The sequence below is a fragment of the Bradyrhizobium sp. 1200_D9_N1_1 genome, assembly GCF_052075915.1.
GTDB lineage: Bacteria > Pseudomonadota > Alphaproteobacteria > Rhizobiales > Xanthobacteraceae > Bradyrhizobium > Bradyrhizobium diazoefficiens.
In genome coordinates, this window is record NZ_CP197226.1 from 3,477,686 (window position 1) to 3,495,787 (window position 18,102).

Consider the following 18,102-nt stretch of genomic DNA (forward strand, 5'->3'; position numbering starts at 1 on the left):
AATGAGATGTTTGACCGCCGCATCCTGCTAACGACTGTCGCCGGCCTGTTCGGCCTTTCCGCCTTCCGCTGGCTGAGAGGGACACCTGCCGAGGCCGGCGAGAAGGCCGCGGAAACGTTCGAGATCACGAAGACCGAGGCCGAATGGCGTGCCCAGCTCACGCCGCAGCAATACGAGATTTTGCGCAATCACGGCACCGAGCGGCCGGGCTCCAGCCCGCTGCTCAAGGAGCACCGCAAGGGCGTTTTCGCCTGCGCCGGCTGCGACCTGCCGCTGTTTGCGTCCGACACCAAGTTCGAGAGCGGCACCGGTTGGCCGAGCTTCTATCAGCCGATCGAGGGCAATGTCGGCAAGACCGAGGACCGCACCTACGGCATGCTCCGCACCGAGGTGCATTGCCGGCGCTGCGGCGGCCATCTCGGCCACGTCTTCGACGACGGTCCGAAGCCCACTGGATTGCGCTACTGCATCGACGGTTTCGGGCTGGTTTTCCACCCGGCCGCCGCGTCCGCGACATAGCACTCGCTGGAGTCATTCCGGAGCGATGCGTGAGCATCGAATCCGGAATCTCGAGATTCCGGGTTCGGTCCTACGGACCGCCCCGGAATGACCCGATGCCCCGGCAATTGTTGCCGGCCCGGCAATTGTGCCCCGGTCATCCGACCGGGGTCCATTCATTTAAGCCATTGATTTCATAGAAATACCCGCCTTGGCATAGCCCTTGCGACTGTCTCTCCCGACTGCGGCCCTGGTCGACCGGCCGCCGAGATCGGATTTGGAGACAAAGTTATGGGTATCTTCGATGCAATGAACACCTCTGTGGGTGGTCTGCAGGCGCAGTCCTACGCGCTTCAGAACATTTCCGGCAACATCGCGAACTCATCCACCACCGGTTACAAGGGCATCGGGACCAGCTTCGTCGATCTCATCCCGGACGCCTCGGTCCCGAGCAAGCAGGTCGCGGGCGGTGTGACGGCCAACGCGAAAGCGACCATCACCACCCAGGGCACGATCTCGTCCTCCTCCGTCGCGACCAACATGGCGATCACCGGCGACGGCTTCTTCTCGATCCAGAAGGCGACTAGCGTCGTCGACAACCTGCCGCAGTTCGGCGGCGTCACCTACTACACCCGCCGCGGCGACTTCCAGCTCAATTCCAACGGCAATCTGGTCAACGGCGCCGGCTACTACCTGATGGGCGTCACGGTCGACCCGAAGACCGGCAACCCTCAGGGCAACGTGGCGACGGTCCTGAAATTCCAGAACAACTTCATTCCGGCGCAGGCGACCACTTCGATCCAGTACGCGGCGAACCTGCCGACCCAGCCGAACACGGCGGCGAGCTCGACCGCAGCCAGCAAGACGCTGCTGGCGGCTGGCGGCCTGAACCCGTCGGACTTCCAGGCCAACCCGCTGCCGGTGGGCACGCCGCCCGCGCCCTATACCAGCGCGACGGTGTCCGGTGCAGCCGCCACCGGCAACATCCGCTCGGCCTATTCGTCGACGACGGGGACGGGCACGGTTCCGCTCCAGAACAACTCGTCCGCAGTGGCTTCGACCTCCACGTCCCTTGACAACACCGTGGGCACGCATCTCGCCTCCAGCATTCTCACCGCGCTGAGCGGCCAGGTCCTGACGATCAACGGCAGCAACACGATCACCTTCAACGGTGGTACCACCGTCTCGACGGTCGGCAACAACACCACGATCGGTCTCGGCGCAGGCACGACGGCCACGGTGGCCAGCATCCTGAACGCGATCCAGACCGCCGGCGGCGCCGGCGTTACGGCCTCGCTCTCCGCCAGCGGCAACATCCAGATCTCGACCGGCACCGGCACCGACGTGTCGATCGGCAGCGGCACGGCAGCCACGGCGCTCGGCATCAGCAGCGTGACGCGCGGCGGCAACGTGCTGTCCTCGCCCGCGCTCACCGGCGCCACGGTGCTGAGCGGCAGCGCGACCGCCGGCGGCGCCGAGGTGCTCTCGTCCGGCTTTTCGGCAGGCCCGCCCGCCGACACCATCACCGTCAACGGCCAGACGCTGACTTTCATGGCCTCGGGTGCCTCCGGTCCGAACCAGATCAACATCACCGACAACATCACGACCCTGCTCGGCAAGATCGACGCGCTCTCCGGCGCCTCGGGGTCTTCGATCAGCCCCGGCGGCGTGATCACGCTGAACACCGGCACCGTTTCCAACCTGTCGGTGTCCAGCTCCAACAGTGCGGCTTTCGCCGCGCTCGGCTTCACCTCGACCATCACCAAGAACCGCGACGGTGGCGGCACCGCCGGCACCGGCGGCGTGATCGGCAACGACATCGCGACCTTCACCAAGGAATCGATCAGCGGCGGTGCGGTCACCGCCTACAACGCCGCGGGCACGCCGGTGAACCTGCAATTGCGCTGGGCCAAGACCGACAGCGCGTCGCTGGGCACGGGTCATTCCGATACCTGGAACCTGTTCTACCAGACCGATCCGAATGCGACCGGCACGACGGTCGGCTGGGTCAACACCGGGCAGGCCTTCACCTTCGCCGCCGACGGCTCGCTGACCTCGCCGAGCGGTTCGGGCATCACCATCAACAATGTCAGCGTCGGCGGACAGGCGCTCGGCTCGGTCGCCTTCAACATCTCCTCGGGCGGGCTGACGCAATATGCCAGCACCAGCGGCGCAGTGACCATCAACACCATCACCCAGAACGGCTACGCCGCTGGTCAGCTCCGCTCGGTCGCCGTCAACAACAACGGCCTCGTGGTCGGAACCTTCTCCAACGGCCAGAACCTTGACCTCGCACAGGTATCGCTGTCGCACTTCAACGGCACCAACTACCTGAAGGCGCTCGACGGCGGCGCCTATGCCGCGACCGAACAGTCGGGACCGGCAATCGATGGCGCTTCGGGCACCATCAGCGGCTCGTCGCTGGAAGGCTCCAACACGGACATCGCCGACGAATTCACCAAGCTGATCGTGACCCAGCAGGCCTATTCGGCCAACACCAAGGTGATCACGACCGCGAATTCGATGGTGCAGGACCTCCTGAACGTATTGCGCTGATCGGCGCGTGACGTAACCAAAGGCGGCAGTACACATGGGTTTGAGTTCAGCCCTCGCCAGTGCGATGAGTGGTCTGCGTGCCAACCAGGCCGCGCTCTCGATCGTCTCCTCGAACGTCGCCAACTCGCAGACGCCGGGTTACGTCGTCCAGACGCCGAACCAGATCGAGGTCACCACCGGCGACTTCGGCTCGACGGCGATGACGACCGGCGTCAGCCGGGAGCTCGACAGCTACGTGCTGAACCAGCTGCGCACCGAGACCGGCGGCAGCGGTTACGCCGACCAGATGGCCAACATCCTGAAGCAGCTTCAGAGTGTCTATGGCACGCCCGGCAACAGCGGCACGCTCGAAACCGCGCTGAACAAGTTCACCACCGCGCTGCAGGCGCTGTCGACCAGCGCGGGTGCGTCGTCGGCGCAGACCGTTGCGCTGGGCGCGGCGCAGGCGCTGGCGCAGCAGCTCAACGTCACCACCAAGGGCATCCAGTCGCTGCGCTCCAACGTCGAGCAGGATCTCGGCACCTCGGCGCAGCAGGCCAACGCGTCGATGCAGCAGATCGCCGACATCAACACCAAGCTCCAGGGCCTGTCGGCAAACGACCCCTCGGCCGCGACGCTGATGGACCAGCGCGACCAGGCCATCAACACGCTGTCGAAATATGTCGACGTCCGCGTCACCACCGACGGCTCGAACCAGGCCAACATCTACACCACGACAGGCATCCAGCTCGTCGGCGCCGGGCTCGCCTCGCAATTTACTTTTGCGTCTGCCGGCGCGCTGTCGGCGACCTCGCTCTACAACATGGATCCGGCCAAGTCCGGTGTCGGCGCGTTGAACATCAGGCTTCCGAACGGCTCGCAGGTCGACGTCGTCGCCAACAACGTGGTTTCCTCGGGCCAGATCGCGGCCGACCTCAAGCTGCGCGACCAGACGCTGGTGCAGGCGCAGAACCAGATCGACCAGCTCGCCGCCACGATGTCGAGCGCGCTGTCCGACAAGACCACGGCCGGCAGCACCGTCTCCGGCCCGCCGGCCGGGTTCGACATGGACCTTGCCGGGGCGGCGCCGGGCAACACGGTCAACATCACCTACACGGACACGACGACCAACACGCAGCGCCAGGTCACGCTCGTCAACGTGACCGACCCGGCGGCGCTGCCGCTTCAGAATGCGACCAACGCCAATCCGATGCGGATCGGCGTCAACTTCTCCGGCGGCATGGGCGCGATCGCCTCGGCGCTCAACACCGCGCTGTCGGGCTCGCACCTGTCGTTCTCCGCCGCCCCGTCGCCGGCAACCGCCACGACGCTGCGGGTGACCGACGACAACACCGGCCTCGCCAAGGTCAACTCGTCCTCGATCAGCAAGACGATCTCGTCGTTGACCTCGGGCAACCCGCAACTGGCGGTTTTCACCGACGGCGGGCAGGCGCTCTACACCGGCGCGATCACCGCATCAGGCTCGCAGATGACCGGCCTTGCCGGGCGCATCGCGGTGAACACGCAGCTGGTCAGCGATCCCACGCGGCTGTCGGTCTACAACACCTCGCCGGTGACGCCCGCGGGCGACACCACGCGTTCGGACTATCTTTATTCGCAGCTCACCAACGCGGTGTTCTCCTATTCGCCGACGACCGGCCTCGGCTCGGCCAACCAGCCCTTCACCGGCAGCGTTTCGAACTACCTCCAGCAGTTCCTGAGCATCCAGGGCAACGCCGCGACCCAGGCGACCCAGCTCCAGCAGGGCCAGAGCGTCGTGGTCTCGACGCTGCAAGCGAAATTCAACTCGACCTCCAGCGTCAACCTGGACTCGGAGATGTCGAACCTGATCCAGCTCCAGAATGCCTATGCCGCCAACGCTCACGTGATGTCGGTGGTGCAGAGCATGATGAACACGTTGATCCAGGCTCAAGTGTAACAAGTAACAGGGCTCTGAAACATGTCGATCAGCAGCATCAACTACTCCTCGTCGGTTCTCGGCTCGCAGATCCGCAACATCAATCAGCAGCTCACCGACCTGTCGACGCAGCTCTCGACCGGCAAGCTGTCGCAGAACTATTCCGGCATGGGCACCAACGAGGGCTTTGCGATCGCCGGGCGCGCGCAGCTCTCCAACATCGCCGCCTATACCGACACCATCACCAACGTCAACGTCAGCATCAACCTCGCCAATACCGCGCTGCAGTCGCTGACCAAGATCCGCAACACGGTGCAGACGGGCTCCGCCAACACCGCGCAGGATCTCAACGTCAACGGACAGACGGTCGCGCAGAACACCGCTGCCGCCCAGTTTGGCTCGATGGTCGGCGTGCTCAACACGCAGACGGGCAACCGCTATCTGTTCTCCGGAACCGCCGTCAACACGCAGTCGGTCGCGGATGCCGGCGACATCATCAACGGGACCACGACGCAGGCGGGTTTCAAAGCCGTCATGGCGGAGCGCCAGGCCGCCGATCTCGGCGCCACCGGCATGGGCCGGCTGGTGCAGACGCAGCCGACGCCAAGCTCGGTGCAGGTATCGGAGGACGTCGCGGGATCGCCGTTCGGGCTCAAGATCAAGGCGGTCTCCTCGACGTTGACGGGCGCGACCGTCACCGGCCCGAGCGGCTCGCCGGTGTCGTTCTCCGTCGATCTCAACGGAACCAATCCCAGCAACGGCGACAAGCTGAGCGTCCAGTTCACGCTGCCTGATGGTACGACCGAGCAGATCGACCTGACGGCGTCGACGGCGACGCCGACGCCGCTCGGCAGCTTTGCGATCGATGCAAGCGTCCCGGTTAACCCGAACAATACCGCGGCGAACCTCAACAACGCGCTGAACACCGCGATCAAGAAGCTTTCCAACACCTCGCTTGTGGCAGCGTCGGCCGTGACCGCCGGCGACAATTTCTTCAACACGGCCAGCTCTGCGATCGGTACTCCGAAGAGCAACCAGGCGGCTCCACCCGCACCGATCAGTGGGGCAACGGCGCTGTCCGGCACGAGCCCCTCGGATTCGATCTCGCCGGGCTTCGTCGCCGGCGACACCATCACCGTCAACGGAACCACGCTCACTTTCGTCAGCTCGGGCGCGACCGGCAACCAGCTCAATGTCGGCGACAGCATCCAGACCCTGATGAGCAAGATCGATCAGATCACGGGGACTTCGAAGCCCTCGACGATCCACGGCGGTTCGATCACGATCAACACGGACGATGCGGCGACCCTGAACATCACGAGCTCGAATACCGGGGCGCTGGGTTCGCTCGGTTTCAGCGCGACGCCGGTCACCGCGACGCAGCCGCCGCTGCGCGTCGGCTCCTCGCCCGCGAGCTCGGCGACGACGCTGGTGAACGGCTCGGCCACGACGGTGAAATGGTATCTCGGCAATGACGGGCCGGGTTCGCCGCGCTCCACCGCGATGGCGCGGGTCGACGATTCCGTCACGGTGCAATATGGCGCGCAGGCCGACGAGGATGCGATCCGGCGGCAGTTGCAGGCGATCGCCGTGTTCGGGACGTTCTCGACCTCGCCGACCGGGCAGTATTCGGGCGGGCAGGTCTCGGCGCTGAGCCTGCGGGTGACGCAGGCGCTGACCCAGCAGCCGGGCCAGCAGCGTATCGAGGACATCCAGACCGACATCGCGATGGCCCAGAACACGATGAAGGACGCGAGCACGCGCCAGACCCAGGCCAAGGCGCAGCTCCAGACCATCATCGACCAGGCGGAATCGGCCCCGCCGGACCAGGTCGCGAGCGAGATTCTGGCGCTCCAGAACGCGCTCCAGGCCTCCTACCAGGTGACCTCGAAGCTGGCGCAGCTCTCGCTCGTCAAGTTCCTGTAAGGATGCGTTAAGGCGCCGTTAACCATGCCTGTTTACCTCTTGGTGAGGATTGGAGCGGGGCGGGGCTTTCGATGTCGGACAAGATGCAGCTGGTGGTGGCAACGCCTTGCTTCGGCGGGCAGGTGTCGAGCATCTATGCGAGCTCGATCTTCGCGCTCCAGCGCGCCGTGCACGGTATGTCCAATCTCGAGCTCAAGGTGCTGCTGCGCGACGGCGACGCCCTGATCACGCGCGCGCGGGCCAACCTGGCCGCGATGTTCCTGGACGATCCCAAGGCGACGCATTTCCTGTTCATCGATGCCGATATCGGCTTCAAGCCGGAGCAGGTATTCCGGCTGATCGAATGCGGCGCCGACGTCGTCGCGGGCTGCTATCCGATCAAGCGGGTCAACTGGGACAAGGCGAAACGCGCGGTCGAGGCGGGCCGCGCCGACGTGCCGGCGGCTTCGCTCGACTACGTGCTCGAGATCGAGGACCCCGACCGCATCGTCGTGGTCAACGGCTTCACCCGCGTGCGCTACGCCGGCACCGGCTTCCTGATGATCCGGCGCCACGTGCTGGAGGCGATGTGCCGCCATCCGAATTACGCCGGCCTGCAATTCTTCCGCGAGCACTCGCACGATACGCTGGCGGCGAGCCAGAACCGGTTCGCGCTGTTCGAATGCATGATCGATCCGGCCACCGGCACGTATCTCTCCGAGGACTTCGCCTTTTGCAAGCGCTGGACCGATATCGGCGGCGAGATCTGGGCCGACATCCAGAGCTCGCTCGACCATGTTGGGCCATCGGTGTTCCACGGCGACATTGCCTCGCAATTCGCGCCGGCGCCCGCGGCGGCGGCCGATGCGGCGTGAGCCTCTCGGGATGAGCGTCGGCGCATCCCGTCTGGCAGACCTGGAGCGAGCCTCCGACGGCGGCTCGCGCTACCGCTTGCGCGATCTGTTCACGCCGCTCGACACGCTGCTGGTCTGCGGCGGAGATCCGCGCCTGACGCTCGATCCGAAGGACCGCGTCAACGCCTATGGCTGCGCGGCCTCTCCGGAGCCGGAGATCTGGAATTTCGCCTCCTCGACCGCGTCGGTGATCTCGCAATCGGCCTATGACCGCGCTGCGCTGGCGCGCGAAGAGCTGATGCACAAGTGCCTGTTCGACGAGGTCGAGGTCGCCTTCGATGCGCGCTGCGAGGACATGCGCGAAGAGCTGCGCGGACACCTCCAGGTCTCGCCGCGCGTCGACGTCGTGTTCTCGCCGTCCGGCACCGACTCCCAGCTCCACGCCCTGTTTCTGGCACGCGCGGTGCTCGGCGCCTCTCCGGTGACGATCGTGGTCGGCACTGATCAGACCGGAAGCGGGACGCCCCATACCGCACGCGGGCACCATTTCAGCACGATGACGGCGAGCGGCTTTTCGGTCCGCAAGGACGGTGCGGTGGCGGGGCTCGCCGGCGACAGCGTCGCGGTGCCGCTGCTCGACACGGCGCCCGGCATTGCGATGCGCCCGGATGCGGATGAAGCGGTGCTGCGCGCGGTCGAGACCAGCCTCGCGCAAGGTCGGCGCGTTCTGTTGCAGATCATGGATTCTTCAAAACTCGGCTGGCGCGCGCCGAGCGTGGCCTGCCTCGACGAGATTGCGCGACGCTGGCCCGGCAAGGTCCAAATCGTCGTCGATGCCTGTCAGGCGCGGCTCGGCCGTCGCCGGCTGCGCGCCTATCTCGACCGCGGCTATATGGTGCTGATGACAGGCTCGAAATTTTTCGGCGGCCCCGCCTTCAGCGGTGCGCTGCTGGTGCCGAAAGGCCTGTCGCGCTCGCTCGGCCGGATCGGCGAGATCGCGCCGGGCTTCTTCGATTATGCCGGCCGCAGCGACTGGCCGAAGGCCTGGACGGGGCTGCGCTCGCGCTTCGAGCGCCGGCCGAATTTCGGTCAATGGCTGCGCTGGGAGGCGGCGCTCAGCGAGATCGGCAGCTACTATGCCGTGCCCGGCGCATTCCGCGCCAAGGCGCTGGCCGAGCTCGCGGCCGGCATCGACAGCATGATCGCGCTGTCCCCGTCGCTTCGGGCCGTTCCGGCCGCGATCGGGATGTCCGGGACGGACGACGAGGAATTCGCGCAAGCCACGATCTTTCCGTTCACGCTGCTGCGCGACGGCAAGCCGGTCTCCATCGCCGAGACCGGCGCCGTGCATCGCGCCCTGGCCCGTGACATGAACGGCGACATCGACGGCAGTGCGGCGGATCGGCAGGTTGCCGCGCAACGCTGCCTCGTCGGCCAGCCAGTACGGTTTGACCAGCCGGACGGCAAGCCGCAGGCCGCGCTGCGGCTGTGCGTCGGCGCGCGGCTCGTCACCGAATCCTGGTCCGCGGACGCCGCGCAAGCGCAACGCAATTTGCAGCATATCCTCGATCGCATCGCCCACGCTGTGGTGAAGATCGAGCTGCTGCTTGACAGTGCCGCGGCTGCGCCGGGAAAGCCTGTGTTCGAGGTCTAAGATGTTGCATCCTGTTTCAGCGCCGAACGGCGCGACGGCGCCGGACTATTCCGACCGCATCGGCTTTGCGCAGTTGACGCGCCGGGCCTTCGAGGGCGGCGATCTGCATCCGTTGCGCGAGCGGCTTCTGGCGCGGATCGCGGAAGGGACGGCGGAGGCGGGCGAAGGCCTGGATCTGTCGCTGATCGCCCAGCTCCTCGGCGAGAAGGAGGCCGGGCTCGTGATCCAGACCGAGGTGCTCGCCTTCCACCAATTGTTTCGTACGCCTTGCGCGGTTGCGAAGCCCCGCCTGCGCGTGCTCGCGCTGGCGGCCGATATCGACATGGGCGGCAACACGCCGATCGAGTTTCTGCTCGAAGGCTCCGACATCGAGCTGTTGACGCTCTACGTGGTCAAAGGCGTCGGCCTGCCGGAGACATTGCCTGATCACGACGTCGCCATCGTGGTCGCATCCGATTCCGAGGAATGCCGGGAGGCGCTCGCCGTCATCGAACGGGCCGCGCCGCACTGGCCGCGGCCGTTGCTCAATCGCCCCGAGCTCATCGGCAATCTCGATCGCGACAAGCTGTACCGGCTGTTGGCGGGCATTCCCCGTCTCGACATTCCCGCGACCGTCCATGTGACGCGCGCGCAATTGTCGGATCTTTCGGAAGGGAAGATCGCCTGCAAGGACATCGTGAGCGAACTGCACTTTCCGATGATCGTGCGGCCGCGTGGCACGCATGCCGGTGTCGGGCTCGCGAAGATCGACGATGCTGCGGCGCTCGCGGCCTATCTCTCTGATCGGCAGGAGCAGGACTTCTTCGTCGCGCGCTTCGTCAACTACGCGAGCCCCGACGGGCTTTACCGCAAATACCGTCTTACCATGGTCGACGGCAAACCCTACGCCTGCCACATGGCGATCGCCGACCGCTGGGACATCTGGTATCTCAACGCCTACATGGCGTTCAGTGAAGAGAAGCGAGCTGAAGAAGCCGCCTTCATGCTCGAGTTCGATCATGCATTTGCCGCGCGTCATCGCAACGCGCTCGACGAGATGAGCCGGCGCGTCGGCCTCGACTATTTCATCGTCGATTGCGCCGAGAATCAGGACGGCGAGCTGCTGGTGTTCGAGGCCGACAACACCGCCGTCGTGCACAACATGGATCCGCCGGCCGTGTTTCCATACAAGCCGCCGCAGATGCGCAAGATCTTTGCCGCGTTCACGGCAATGCTGTCGCGGCACGCAAGGGCCGGCGAGGAGAGTGCAGCATGAACGAGATCGTCCGCAAGACGCAAGCCGCCGCCACTGACACCTCGCTCGATCCGCAGGACTGGAGCGCGTTTCGTGCGCTCGCCCATCGCATGCTGGACGAGACGATCGACGGCATCGCCAACATTCGTGCGCGTCCGGTGTGGCAGCCGATCCCCGATGACGCCCGCGCGGCATTCAAGGCCGACGTGCCACGCGAGGCAAGCGATCTCGCCGATGTCTATCGCGAATTCGTCGAGCATGTCGCGCCCTATGCGACCGGCAACGTCCACCCCGGCTTCATGGGCTGGGTGCATGGCGGCGGCACTGCGGTCGGCATGCTCGCGGAAATGCTCGCCGCTGGCCTCAACGCCAATCTCGGCGGCCGCGACCACATGCCCATCGAGGTCGAGCGCCAGATCGTCGACTGGATGCGCCGCCTGTTCGCCTTCCCGGAGAGTGCGAGCGGCATCTTCGTCACGGGCACGTCGATGGCCAATCTGATGGCGGTGCTGGTGGCGCGTACCAGCGCACTCGGTACACTGGCGCGGCAGTACGGCATCGGCAATGACGGCGCGCTGCTCACCGCCTACACGTCGCGTGCCGCGCATGGCTGTATTTCGCGGGCGATGGACATTGCCGGTCTCGGCACCGATGCGCTGCGCAAGATCGACGTCGATGCCGATCATCGCATCGATGTCGCCGCGCTGCGTGCGCAGATCGCCGTCGATCGCGAGGTTGGCTTCAAGCCGTTCCTCGTCGTCGCCTCCGCAGGCACGGTCGATATCGGCGCGATCGACGACCTCAAGGCCGTCGCGGAGCTGTGCCGCGAGGAAGGAATCTGGTTTCACGTCGACGGCGCGTTCGGTGCGCTCGCGATCCTGGCGCCCGAGCTCGCGCCGCTGCTCGGCGGCATCGAGCTTGCGGATTCCATTGCGCTCGATTTCCACAAATGGGGACAGGTGCCCTACGACGCCGGCTTCCTGCTGGTGCGCGACGGCGAGCAGCACCGGCAGGCCTTTGGGCAGCCGGCGGCCTATCTGAGCCGCGAGGCGAGGGGGCTTGCGGCGGGCACGGTCTGGCCCTGCGATCTCGGCCCCGATCTGTCGCGCGGCTTCCGCGCGCTGAAGACCTGGTTCACGCTGAAGACGTTCGGCACCGACCGGCTGGGCACGGTGATCGCGCGAAGCTGCGCACTGGCAAAATATCTGGAAGCGCGCGTGCTGGTCGAGCCGCGGCTGGAGTTGCTGGCGCCGGTGAACCTCAACATCGTCTGCTTCCGTTACCGCGCCAATGATACGGTCAATCGCGAGATCGTCGCTGATGTCCAGGAATCCGGCATCGCTGCGCCATCGAGCACCACGCTGGACGGCAAGTTCGCGATCCGCGCCGCGATCGTCAATCACCGCACCGACGAGACGGACATCGATGCGCTGATTGCGGCCGTGCTGGATTTTGGCGCACGGCGGGTTGGCGAGGGAGTGATCGAGGTCGAGGCGCCGCCGCTCGCGGCGCAGTAGCATCGATGCATGGCCGAAACGACAACGGCCCCGGAGGCGATCCGGGGCCGTTGTCGTTGGGCAGCGTTGTCGTTCGCGCGGCTCGGCCGCGTGAACGCCGTGATCAGGCGGCGGTGCTGACGTCGTCCTTGTCCGCTTCCGCCTTGGGATGCGTGGCCTCGTACTGGCCTCGCAGCTTCTCCTCATAGGCGATCAGCTTGCGGGCATCCTTCAGCGCCCGGTAGAGGTCGCCGTTCAGGATGTTGTTGTTGATGGCTTCGATGATCGGCCAGGAGCTCGGCACCGCTGTGACGATGTCCCGCACGAGGTTGAAATAGGTGCCGTGCTGGGTCTGCGGATCCGGCGAGATATACATGAGCTGGACGGCCAGATAGACGAGCTTGGCGGGCGTGTTTGCGGTCTCCGGCGTGAGGATGTCGCGCTCGCGCAGGATCGGCACGTTCTCGCCGTCGATCAGGAGGCGGGCGCGCTGGTCCGTATTAGTGATCACCGAGTTGCCGACGATGATGCGTTCGTGCGGTTTGAGCTCGACCTTGAGAGCCATGCCTGTTCTCCATCAACGCTTTCGTAACCGAGCGCTCGTTGCGGCTTATCAGGGCGTGATTCTCGCTCGGAATTAGTTAACGAGCTGTAAATCTCCCGCATTTGCGCGAAAAAACTCAATCTTCCCAACGCCATGTCCGTGCGGCGGCGCGGCGACGTGCGGGGCTTCCCCCGGCCGAATCACGCGGCGTTCGGCAAAAGCACGGGTTTCATTTCATGTTTCGTTAGAGGTCTCGACGCCAGGGTCCGCCGGTCGCTGGGTCAATCTCGATCCAAGCAGACGCGTAACAGTAGCGTCGTTTACCAGAAGGGTAACAGCGTCATGTCAGGCATCGTCCTCTCCGCGTCGGTTCGTCAGAACCTCCTCTCCCTCCAGTCCACCGCCGACCTCCTCGCCACCACGCAGAACCGTCTGTCGACCGGCAAGAGCGTCAACTCGGCCCTGGACAATCCCACCAACTTCTTCACGGCACAGTCGCTCGACAACCGCGCCAGCGACATCAACAACCTGCTCGATGGCATCGCCAACGGCGTGCAGGTGCTGCAGGCTGCCAACACCGGCATCACCTCGCTGCAGAAGCTGATCGACAGCGCCAAGTCGATCGCCAACCAGGCGCTGCAGACGACCGTCGGTTACTCCACCAAGTCGAACGTCTCCGCCACGATCTCCGGTGCGACCGCGGCCGATTTGCGCGGCACGACGTCCTTTGCCAGCGCGACGGCGCTCGGCAATGTGCTGTACAACGGCACGGCCGGCGGCACCACCGCGGCAGGTTCGTCCGCCACGCTCGGCGCAAGCCAGGGCTCGTTCGCGGGCACCGGGGGTCTTGCGGCTGACGGTACGACCGGCATCTCGTCGGCCACCACGCTGCTCGGCACCACCGCCAGCGGCAAGCTGACCACCGCTCCGACCGATGGCGACACGCTGACGGTGAACGGCAAGACCATCACCTTCCGTTCCGGCACTGCGCCGGCTTCGAGCGCCGTTCCGAGCGGTTCTGGTGTCAGCGGTCATCTCGTCACCGACGGCGGCGGCAACACCACGATCTATCTCGGTGACACCGCCACGACTTCGACGCTGGCGACCGTGGGCGACATTCTGGCCGCGATCGACCTCGCCAGCGGTGTCAAGACCGCGACGATCTCCGCCGGTGCTGCGACCATCGGTGCCGCCTCCGGCGCATCGCCGTCGACTGCCGCCGCGGGCGTTGTGACGCTCAAGAGCTCGGCTGGTGCCGATCTGTCCCTGACGGGCAAGGCTGACTTCCTGAAGGAGCTCGGTCTGACGGGTGCGACGGGCGGCGGAAATGTCACGGTGACTGCGACCCGCACGACCAGTTCGGGCTCCCTGAGCACGCTGATCTCGGACGGCTCCTCGCTGAATGTCGATGGCCACGTCATCACCTTCAAGAACGCCCCGGTTCCGGGATCGAGCAACGCTCCGGCGATCCCGAGCGGCTTCGGTGTCAGTGGCAATGTCCTGACCGACGGCAACGGCAACTCGACGGTCTATCTGCAGTCCGGCACGGTTGCCGACGTGCTGAACGCAATCGACCTTGCCACCGGCGTGCAGACCTCCTCGATCGCGGCCAACGGCACGGCGACGCTGAGCCCCGCAACCGGTCAGATCGCCTCGTCGATCAACGCCTCCGGCCAGCTCAAGCTGTCCACCGGCGTCAACGCCGACCTGTCGATCACCGGCACCGGCAATGCGCTGAACGTGCTTGGACTTGCCGGCAACACCGGCACGGCAACCGCCTTCACCGCGGCTCGCACCTCCGGCATCGGCGGCATCAGCGGCAAGACCCTGACCTTCTCCTCCTTCAACGGCGGCACGGCGGTCAACGTCACCTTCGGCGACGGCACCAACGGCACGGTCAAGACGCTCGATCAGCTCAACTCCGCGCTTCAGGCCAACAACCTGACGGCGACGATCGACGCCAACGGCCTGCTGACGGTTTCCACCACCAACGACTACGCGTCCTCGACCATCGGTTCGAGCGCCGCGGGTGGTGCGATCGGCGGTACGCTGACGACGGCGCTGACCTTCTCGACGGCTTCCACCCCCGTCCAGGACACGGTTGCGCAGACCTCTCGTGCCAACCTCGTCAACCAGTACAACAACATCCTGAACCAGATCGACACGACCTCGCAGGACTCCTCGTTCAACGGCGTCAACCTCTTGAACGGCGATCAGCTCAAGCTGGTGTTCGACGAGACCGGCAAGTCGAACCTCAGCATCACGGGCGTGACCTACAACTCCAAGGGTCTCGGCCTTGCTGCGCTGACCAGCGGTGTCGACTTCATCGACAACGCTGCCACCAACAAGGTGCTGACCAACCTGAACGCCGCGTCGAGCACGCTGCGCTCGGAAGCTTCGGCGCTCGGTTCGAACCTGTCCGTGGTGCAGGTGCGTCAGGACTTCAACAAGAGCCTGATCAACGTGCTGCAGACCGGCTCGTCCAACCTGACGCTGGCCGACACCAATACCGAAGCGGCCAACAGCCAGGCGCTGTCGACCCGCCAGTCGATCGCGGTCTCCGCGCTGTCGCTGGCCAACCAGTCGCAGCAGAGCGTGCTGCAGCTGCTCCGCTAACAAGCGGCAGACATCGCAAAACCAATATGGCGGCGGGGCTTCGGCCCCGCCGCTTTCTTTTGTGCCGGCATCAGACTGCCGCTCGGCTGATGAAAGCGATGCATTCCGGTACAGCGAATTGCTCACTCTGAGTTATGGTTGACAAGTGGCAAACGCTTCATCGGTGTATCAAAAAGCATCATCCGATCATGACGATACGGCGAAGCCAGATGCTGCGTCGATCGCCCATATGGTGAATCCCGACAAGGACTGCCGCGACACGCTTCATGCTTTGTTAGCCCTCCGCGTTCACCGTCCCGAGCATCGATTAATCCTAATCGAAGTTTTGTTGCGTTGCGTACCAGAAGGGTAACACTCAATGTCCGGTATCGTTCTCTCTTCCTCGGTTCGTCAGAACCTGCTCTCCCTCCAGTCCACCGCTGATCTTCTCGCCACCACGCAGAGCCGCCTGTCGACCGGCAAGAGCGTCAACTCGGCCCTGGACAATCCCACCAACTTCTTCACCGCACAGTCGCTCGACAACCGCGCCAGCGACATCAACAATCTGCTCGACGGCATTGCCAACGGCGTGCAGGTGCTGCAGGCCGCCAACACCGGCATCACCTCGCTGCAGAAGCTGATCGATTCCGCGAAGTCGATCGCCAACCAGGCGCTGCAGACCACCGTCGGCTATTCCACGAAGTCCAACGTCTCCACCACCATCTCGGGTGCGACGGCGGCCGATTTGCGCGGCACGACGTCCTTTGCCAGCGCGACGGCGCTCGGCAATGTGCTGTACAACGGCACGGCCGGCGGCACCACCGCGGCAGGTTCGTCCGCCACGCTCGGTGCGAGCCAGGGCTCGTTCGCGGGCACCGGGGGTCTTGCGGCTGACGGTACGACCGGCATCTCGTCGGCCACCACGCTGCTCGGCACCACCGCCAGCGGCAAGCTGACCACCGCTCCGACCGATGGCGACACGCTGACGGTGAACGGCAAGACCATCACCTTCCGTTCCGGCACTGCGCCGGCTTCGAGCGCCGTTCCGAGCGGTTCTGGTGTCAGCGGTCATCTCGTCACCGACGGCGGCGGCAACACCACGATCTATCTCGGTGACACCGCCACGACTTCGACGCTGGCGACCGTGGGCGACATTCTGGCCGCGATCGACCTCGCCAGCGGTGTCAAGACCGCGACGATCTCCGCCGGTGCTGCGACCATCGGTGCCGCCTCCGGCGCATCGCCGTCGACTGCCGCCGCGGGCGTTGTGACGCTCAAGAGCTCGGCTGGTGCCGATCTGTCCCTGACGGGCAAGGCTGACTTCCTGAAGGAGCTCGGTCTGACGGGTGCGACGGGAGGCGGAAATGTCACGGTGACTGCGACCCGCACGACCAGTTCGGGCTCCCTGAGCACGCTGATCTCGGACGGCTCCTCGCTGAATGTCGATGGCCACGTCATCACCTTCAAGAACGCCCCGGTTCCGGGATCGAGCAACGCTCCGGCGATCCCGAGCGGCTTCGGTGTCAGCGGCAACGTCCTGACCGATGGCGCCGGCAACTCGACGGTCTATCTGCAGTCCGGCACGGTTGCCGACGTGCTGAACGCAATCGACCTTGCCACCGGCGTGCAGACCTCCTCGATCGCGGCCAACGGTACGGCGACGCTGAGCCCCGCAACCGGTCAGATCGCCTCGTCGATCAACGCCTCCGGCCAGCTCAAGCTGTCCACCGGCGTCAACGCCGACCTGTCGATCACCGGCACCGGCAATGCGCTGAACGTGCTTGGACTTGCCGGCAACACCGGCACGGCCTCCGCATTCTCGGCGGCACGCACCTCGGGTGTCGGCGGTCTCACCGGCAAGACCTTGACCTTCTCCTCCTTCAACGGCGGCACGGCGGTCAATGTCACCTTCGGCGACGGCACCAACGGCACGGTTAAGACGCTCGATCAGCTCAACTCGAAGCTTCAGGCCAACAACCTGACGGCGACGATCGACGCCAACGGCCTGCTGACGGTTTCCACCACCAACGACTACGCGTCCTCGACCATCGGTTCGAGCGCCGCGGGTGGTGCGATCGGCGGTACGCTGACGACGGCGCTGACCTTCTCGACGGCTTCCACCCCCGTCCAGGACACGGTTGCGCAGACCTCTCGTGCCAACCTGGTCAACCAGTACAACAACATCCTGAACCAGATCGACTCGACTGCGCAGGACTCCTCGTTCAACGGTGTCAACCTCTTGAACGGCGATCAGCTCAAGCTGGTGTTCGACGAGACTGCAAAGTCCAGCCTGAGCATCACGGGCGTGACCTACAACTCCAAGGGTCTCGGCCTTGCTGCGCTGACCAGCGGTGTCGACTTCATCGACAACGCTGCCACCAACAAGGTGCTGACCAACCTGAACTCGGCGTCGAGCACGCTGCGCTCGGAAGCTTCGGCTCTGGGTTCGAACCTGACGATCGTGCAGGTTCGTCAGGACTTCAACAAGAACCTGATCAACGTGCTGCAGACCGGCTCGTCCAACCTGACCCTGGCCGACACCAACGTCGAGGCCGCCAACAGCCAGGCGCTGTCGACCCGCCAGTCGATCGCAGTCTCCGCGCTGTCGCTGGCCAACCAGTCGCAGCAGAGCGTGCTGCAGTTGCTCCGCTAACAAGCGGCAGACATCGCAGGCAAGATCCGGCGGCGGGGCTTCGGCCCCGCCGTTTTTCTTTTATCGCTCGAGATTTTGAGAGGGCAGGCGACACTCCGAAAAGTAACCAGCGGTTATGGTTAATGGAACGTAAGCGCAAAAAATTGCCAATGATTTCAGGCTGATTGCCATCTCACTCTGAGCTTCCCACCCTCCTATGGTGAACCGGCGCTTATG

At 65.1% G+C, this 18,102-nt stretch carries 11 protein-coding genes; 10 read left to right on the forward strand and 1 reads right to left on the reverse strand.

Annotation, left to right across the window (positions count from 1 at the left end):
• Positions 1 to 6 precede the first annotated feature (6 nt).
• The 8 genes from msrB to AB5K84_RS16635 all read left to right on the forward strand — a co-directional run bounded on the left by msrB (position 7) and on the right by AB5K84_RS16635 (position 12,115).
• A complete protein-coding gene (gene msrB, locus AB5K84_RS16600) occupies positions 7 to 519 on the forward strand; it encodes a peptide-methionine (R)-S-oxide reductase MsrB (RefSeq protein ID WP_038967753.1) in 513 nt (170 codons plus the stop codon).
• Positions 520 to 789: 270 nt separating this feature from the next.
• Positions 790 to 3,054 carry a flagellar hook-basal body complex protein gene (locus AB5K84_RS16605; protein WP_011088595.1) on the forward strand — a complete coding sequence of 755 codons (2,265 nt, stop codon included), beginning with the start codon at positions 790 to 792 and terminating at the stop codon, positions 3,052 to 3,054.
• Positions 3,055 to 3,088: 34 nt separating this feature from the next.
• A complete protein-coding gene (gene flgK, locus AB5K84_RS16610) occupies positions 3,089 to 4,972 on the forward strand; it encodes a flagellar hook-associated protein FlgK (RefSeq protein ID WP_060908213.1) in 1,884 nt (627 codons plus the stop codon).
• Between the two features lie 21 nt (positions 4,973 to 4,993).
• Complete coding sequence (locus AB5K84_RS16615; protein WP_110116634.1) at positions 4,994 to 6,877, forward strand: flagellar protein; 1,884 nt, start codon at positions 4,994 to 4,996, stop codon at positions 6,875 to 6,877.
• 71 nt (positions 6,878 to 6,948) lie between these two features.
• Positions 6,949 to 7,731: a hypothetical protein gene (locus AB5K84_RS16620; protein ID WP_110116633.1), complete on the forward strand. Its 783-nt coding sequence runs from the start codon at positions 6,949 to 6,951 to the stop codon at positions 7,729 to 7,731.
• Positions 7,721 to 9,364, forward strand: a complete 1,644-nt coding sequence (locus tag AB5K84_RS16625) for a hypothetical protein (RefSeq protein ID WP_162603648.1) — start codon at positions 7,721 to 7,723, stop codon at positions 9,362 to 9,364. The genes AB5K84_RS16620 and AB5K84_RS16625 overlap by 11 nt, the downstream gene beginning before the upstream one ends.
• Before the next feature lies 1 nt (position 9,365).
• A complete protein-coding gene (locus tag AB5K84_RS16630) occupies positions 9,366 to 10,619 on the forward strand; it encodes an ATP-grasp domain-containing protein (RefSeq protein ID WP_162603647.1) in 1,254 nt (417 codons plus the stop codon).
• Positions 10,616 to 12,115 (forward strand): pyridoxal phosphate-dependent decarboxylase family protein, encoded by a 1,500-nt coding sequence (locus AB5K84_RS16635; protein WP_110116630.1) that lies wholly within the window; start codon positions 10,616 to 10,618, stop codon positions 12,113 to 12,115. Before AB5K84_RS16630 ends, AB5K84_RS16635 begins: the two co-directional genes overlap by 4 nt.
• Positions 12,116 to 12,218: 103 nt before the next feature.
• On the opposite strand, the gene flbT is transcribed toward AB5K84_RS16635, so the two are convergent.
• On the reverse strand, positions 12,219 to 12,659 hold the full coding sequence (flbT, locus tag AB5K84_RS16640; protein ID WP_011088588.1) for a flagellar biosynthesis repressor FlbT: 441 nt from the start codon (positions 12,657 to 12,659) through the stop codon (positions 12,219 to 12,221).
• Positions 12,660 to 12,980: 321 nt separating this feature from the next.
• On the opposite strand from flbT, the gene AB5K84_RS16645 reads away from it, so the two are divergent.
• Entirely contained in the window at positions 12,981 to 15,254 is a 2,274-nt protein-coding gene (locus AB5K84_RS16645) for a DUF1522 domain-containing protein (protein WP_110116629.1), read from the forward strand.
• Positions 15,255 to 15,612: 358 nt separating this feature from the next.
• The gene (locus AB5K84_RS16650) at positions 15,613 to 17,886 is read left to right on the forward strand and encodes a DUF1522 domain-containing protein (RefSeq protein WP_039185603.1); all 2,274 of its coding nucleotides are present in this window, start codon (positions 15,613 to 15,615) and stop codon (positions 17,884 to 17,886) included.
• Positions 17,887 to 18,102: the final 216 nt, after the last annotated feature.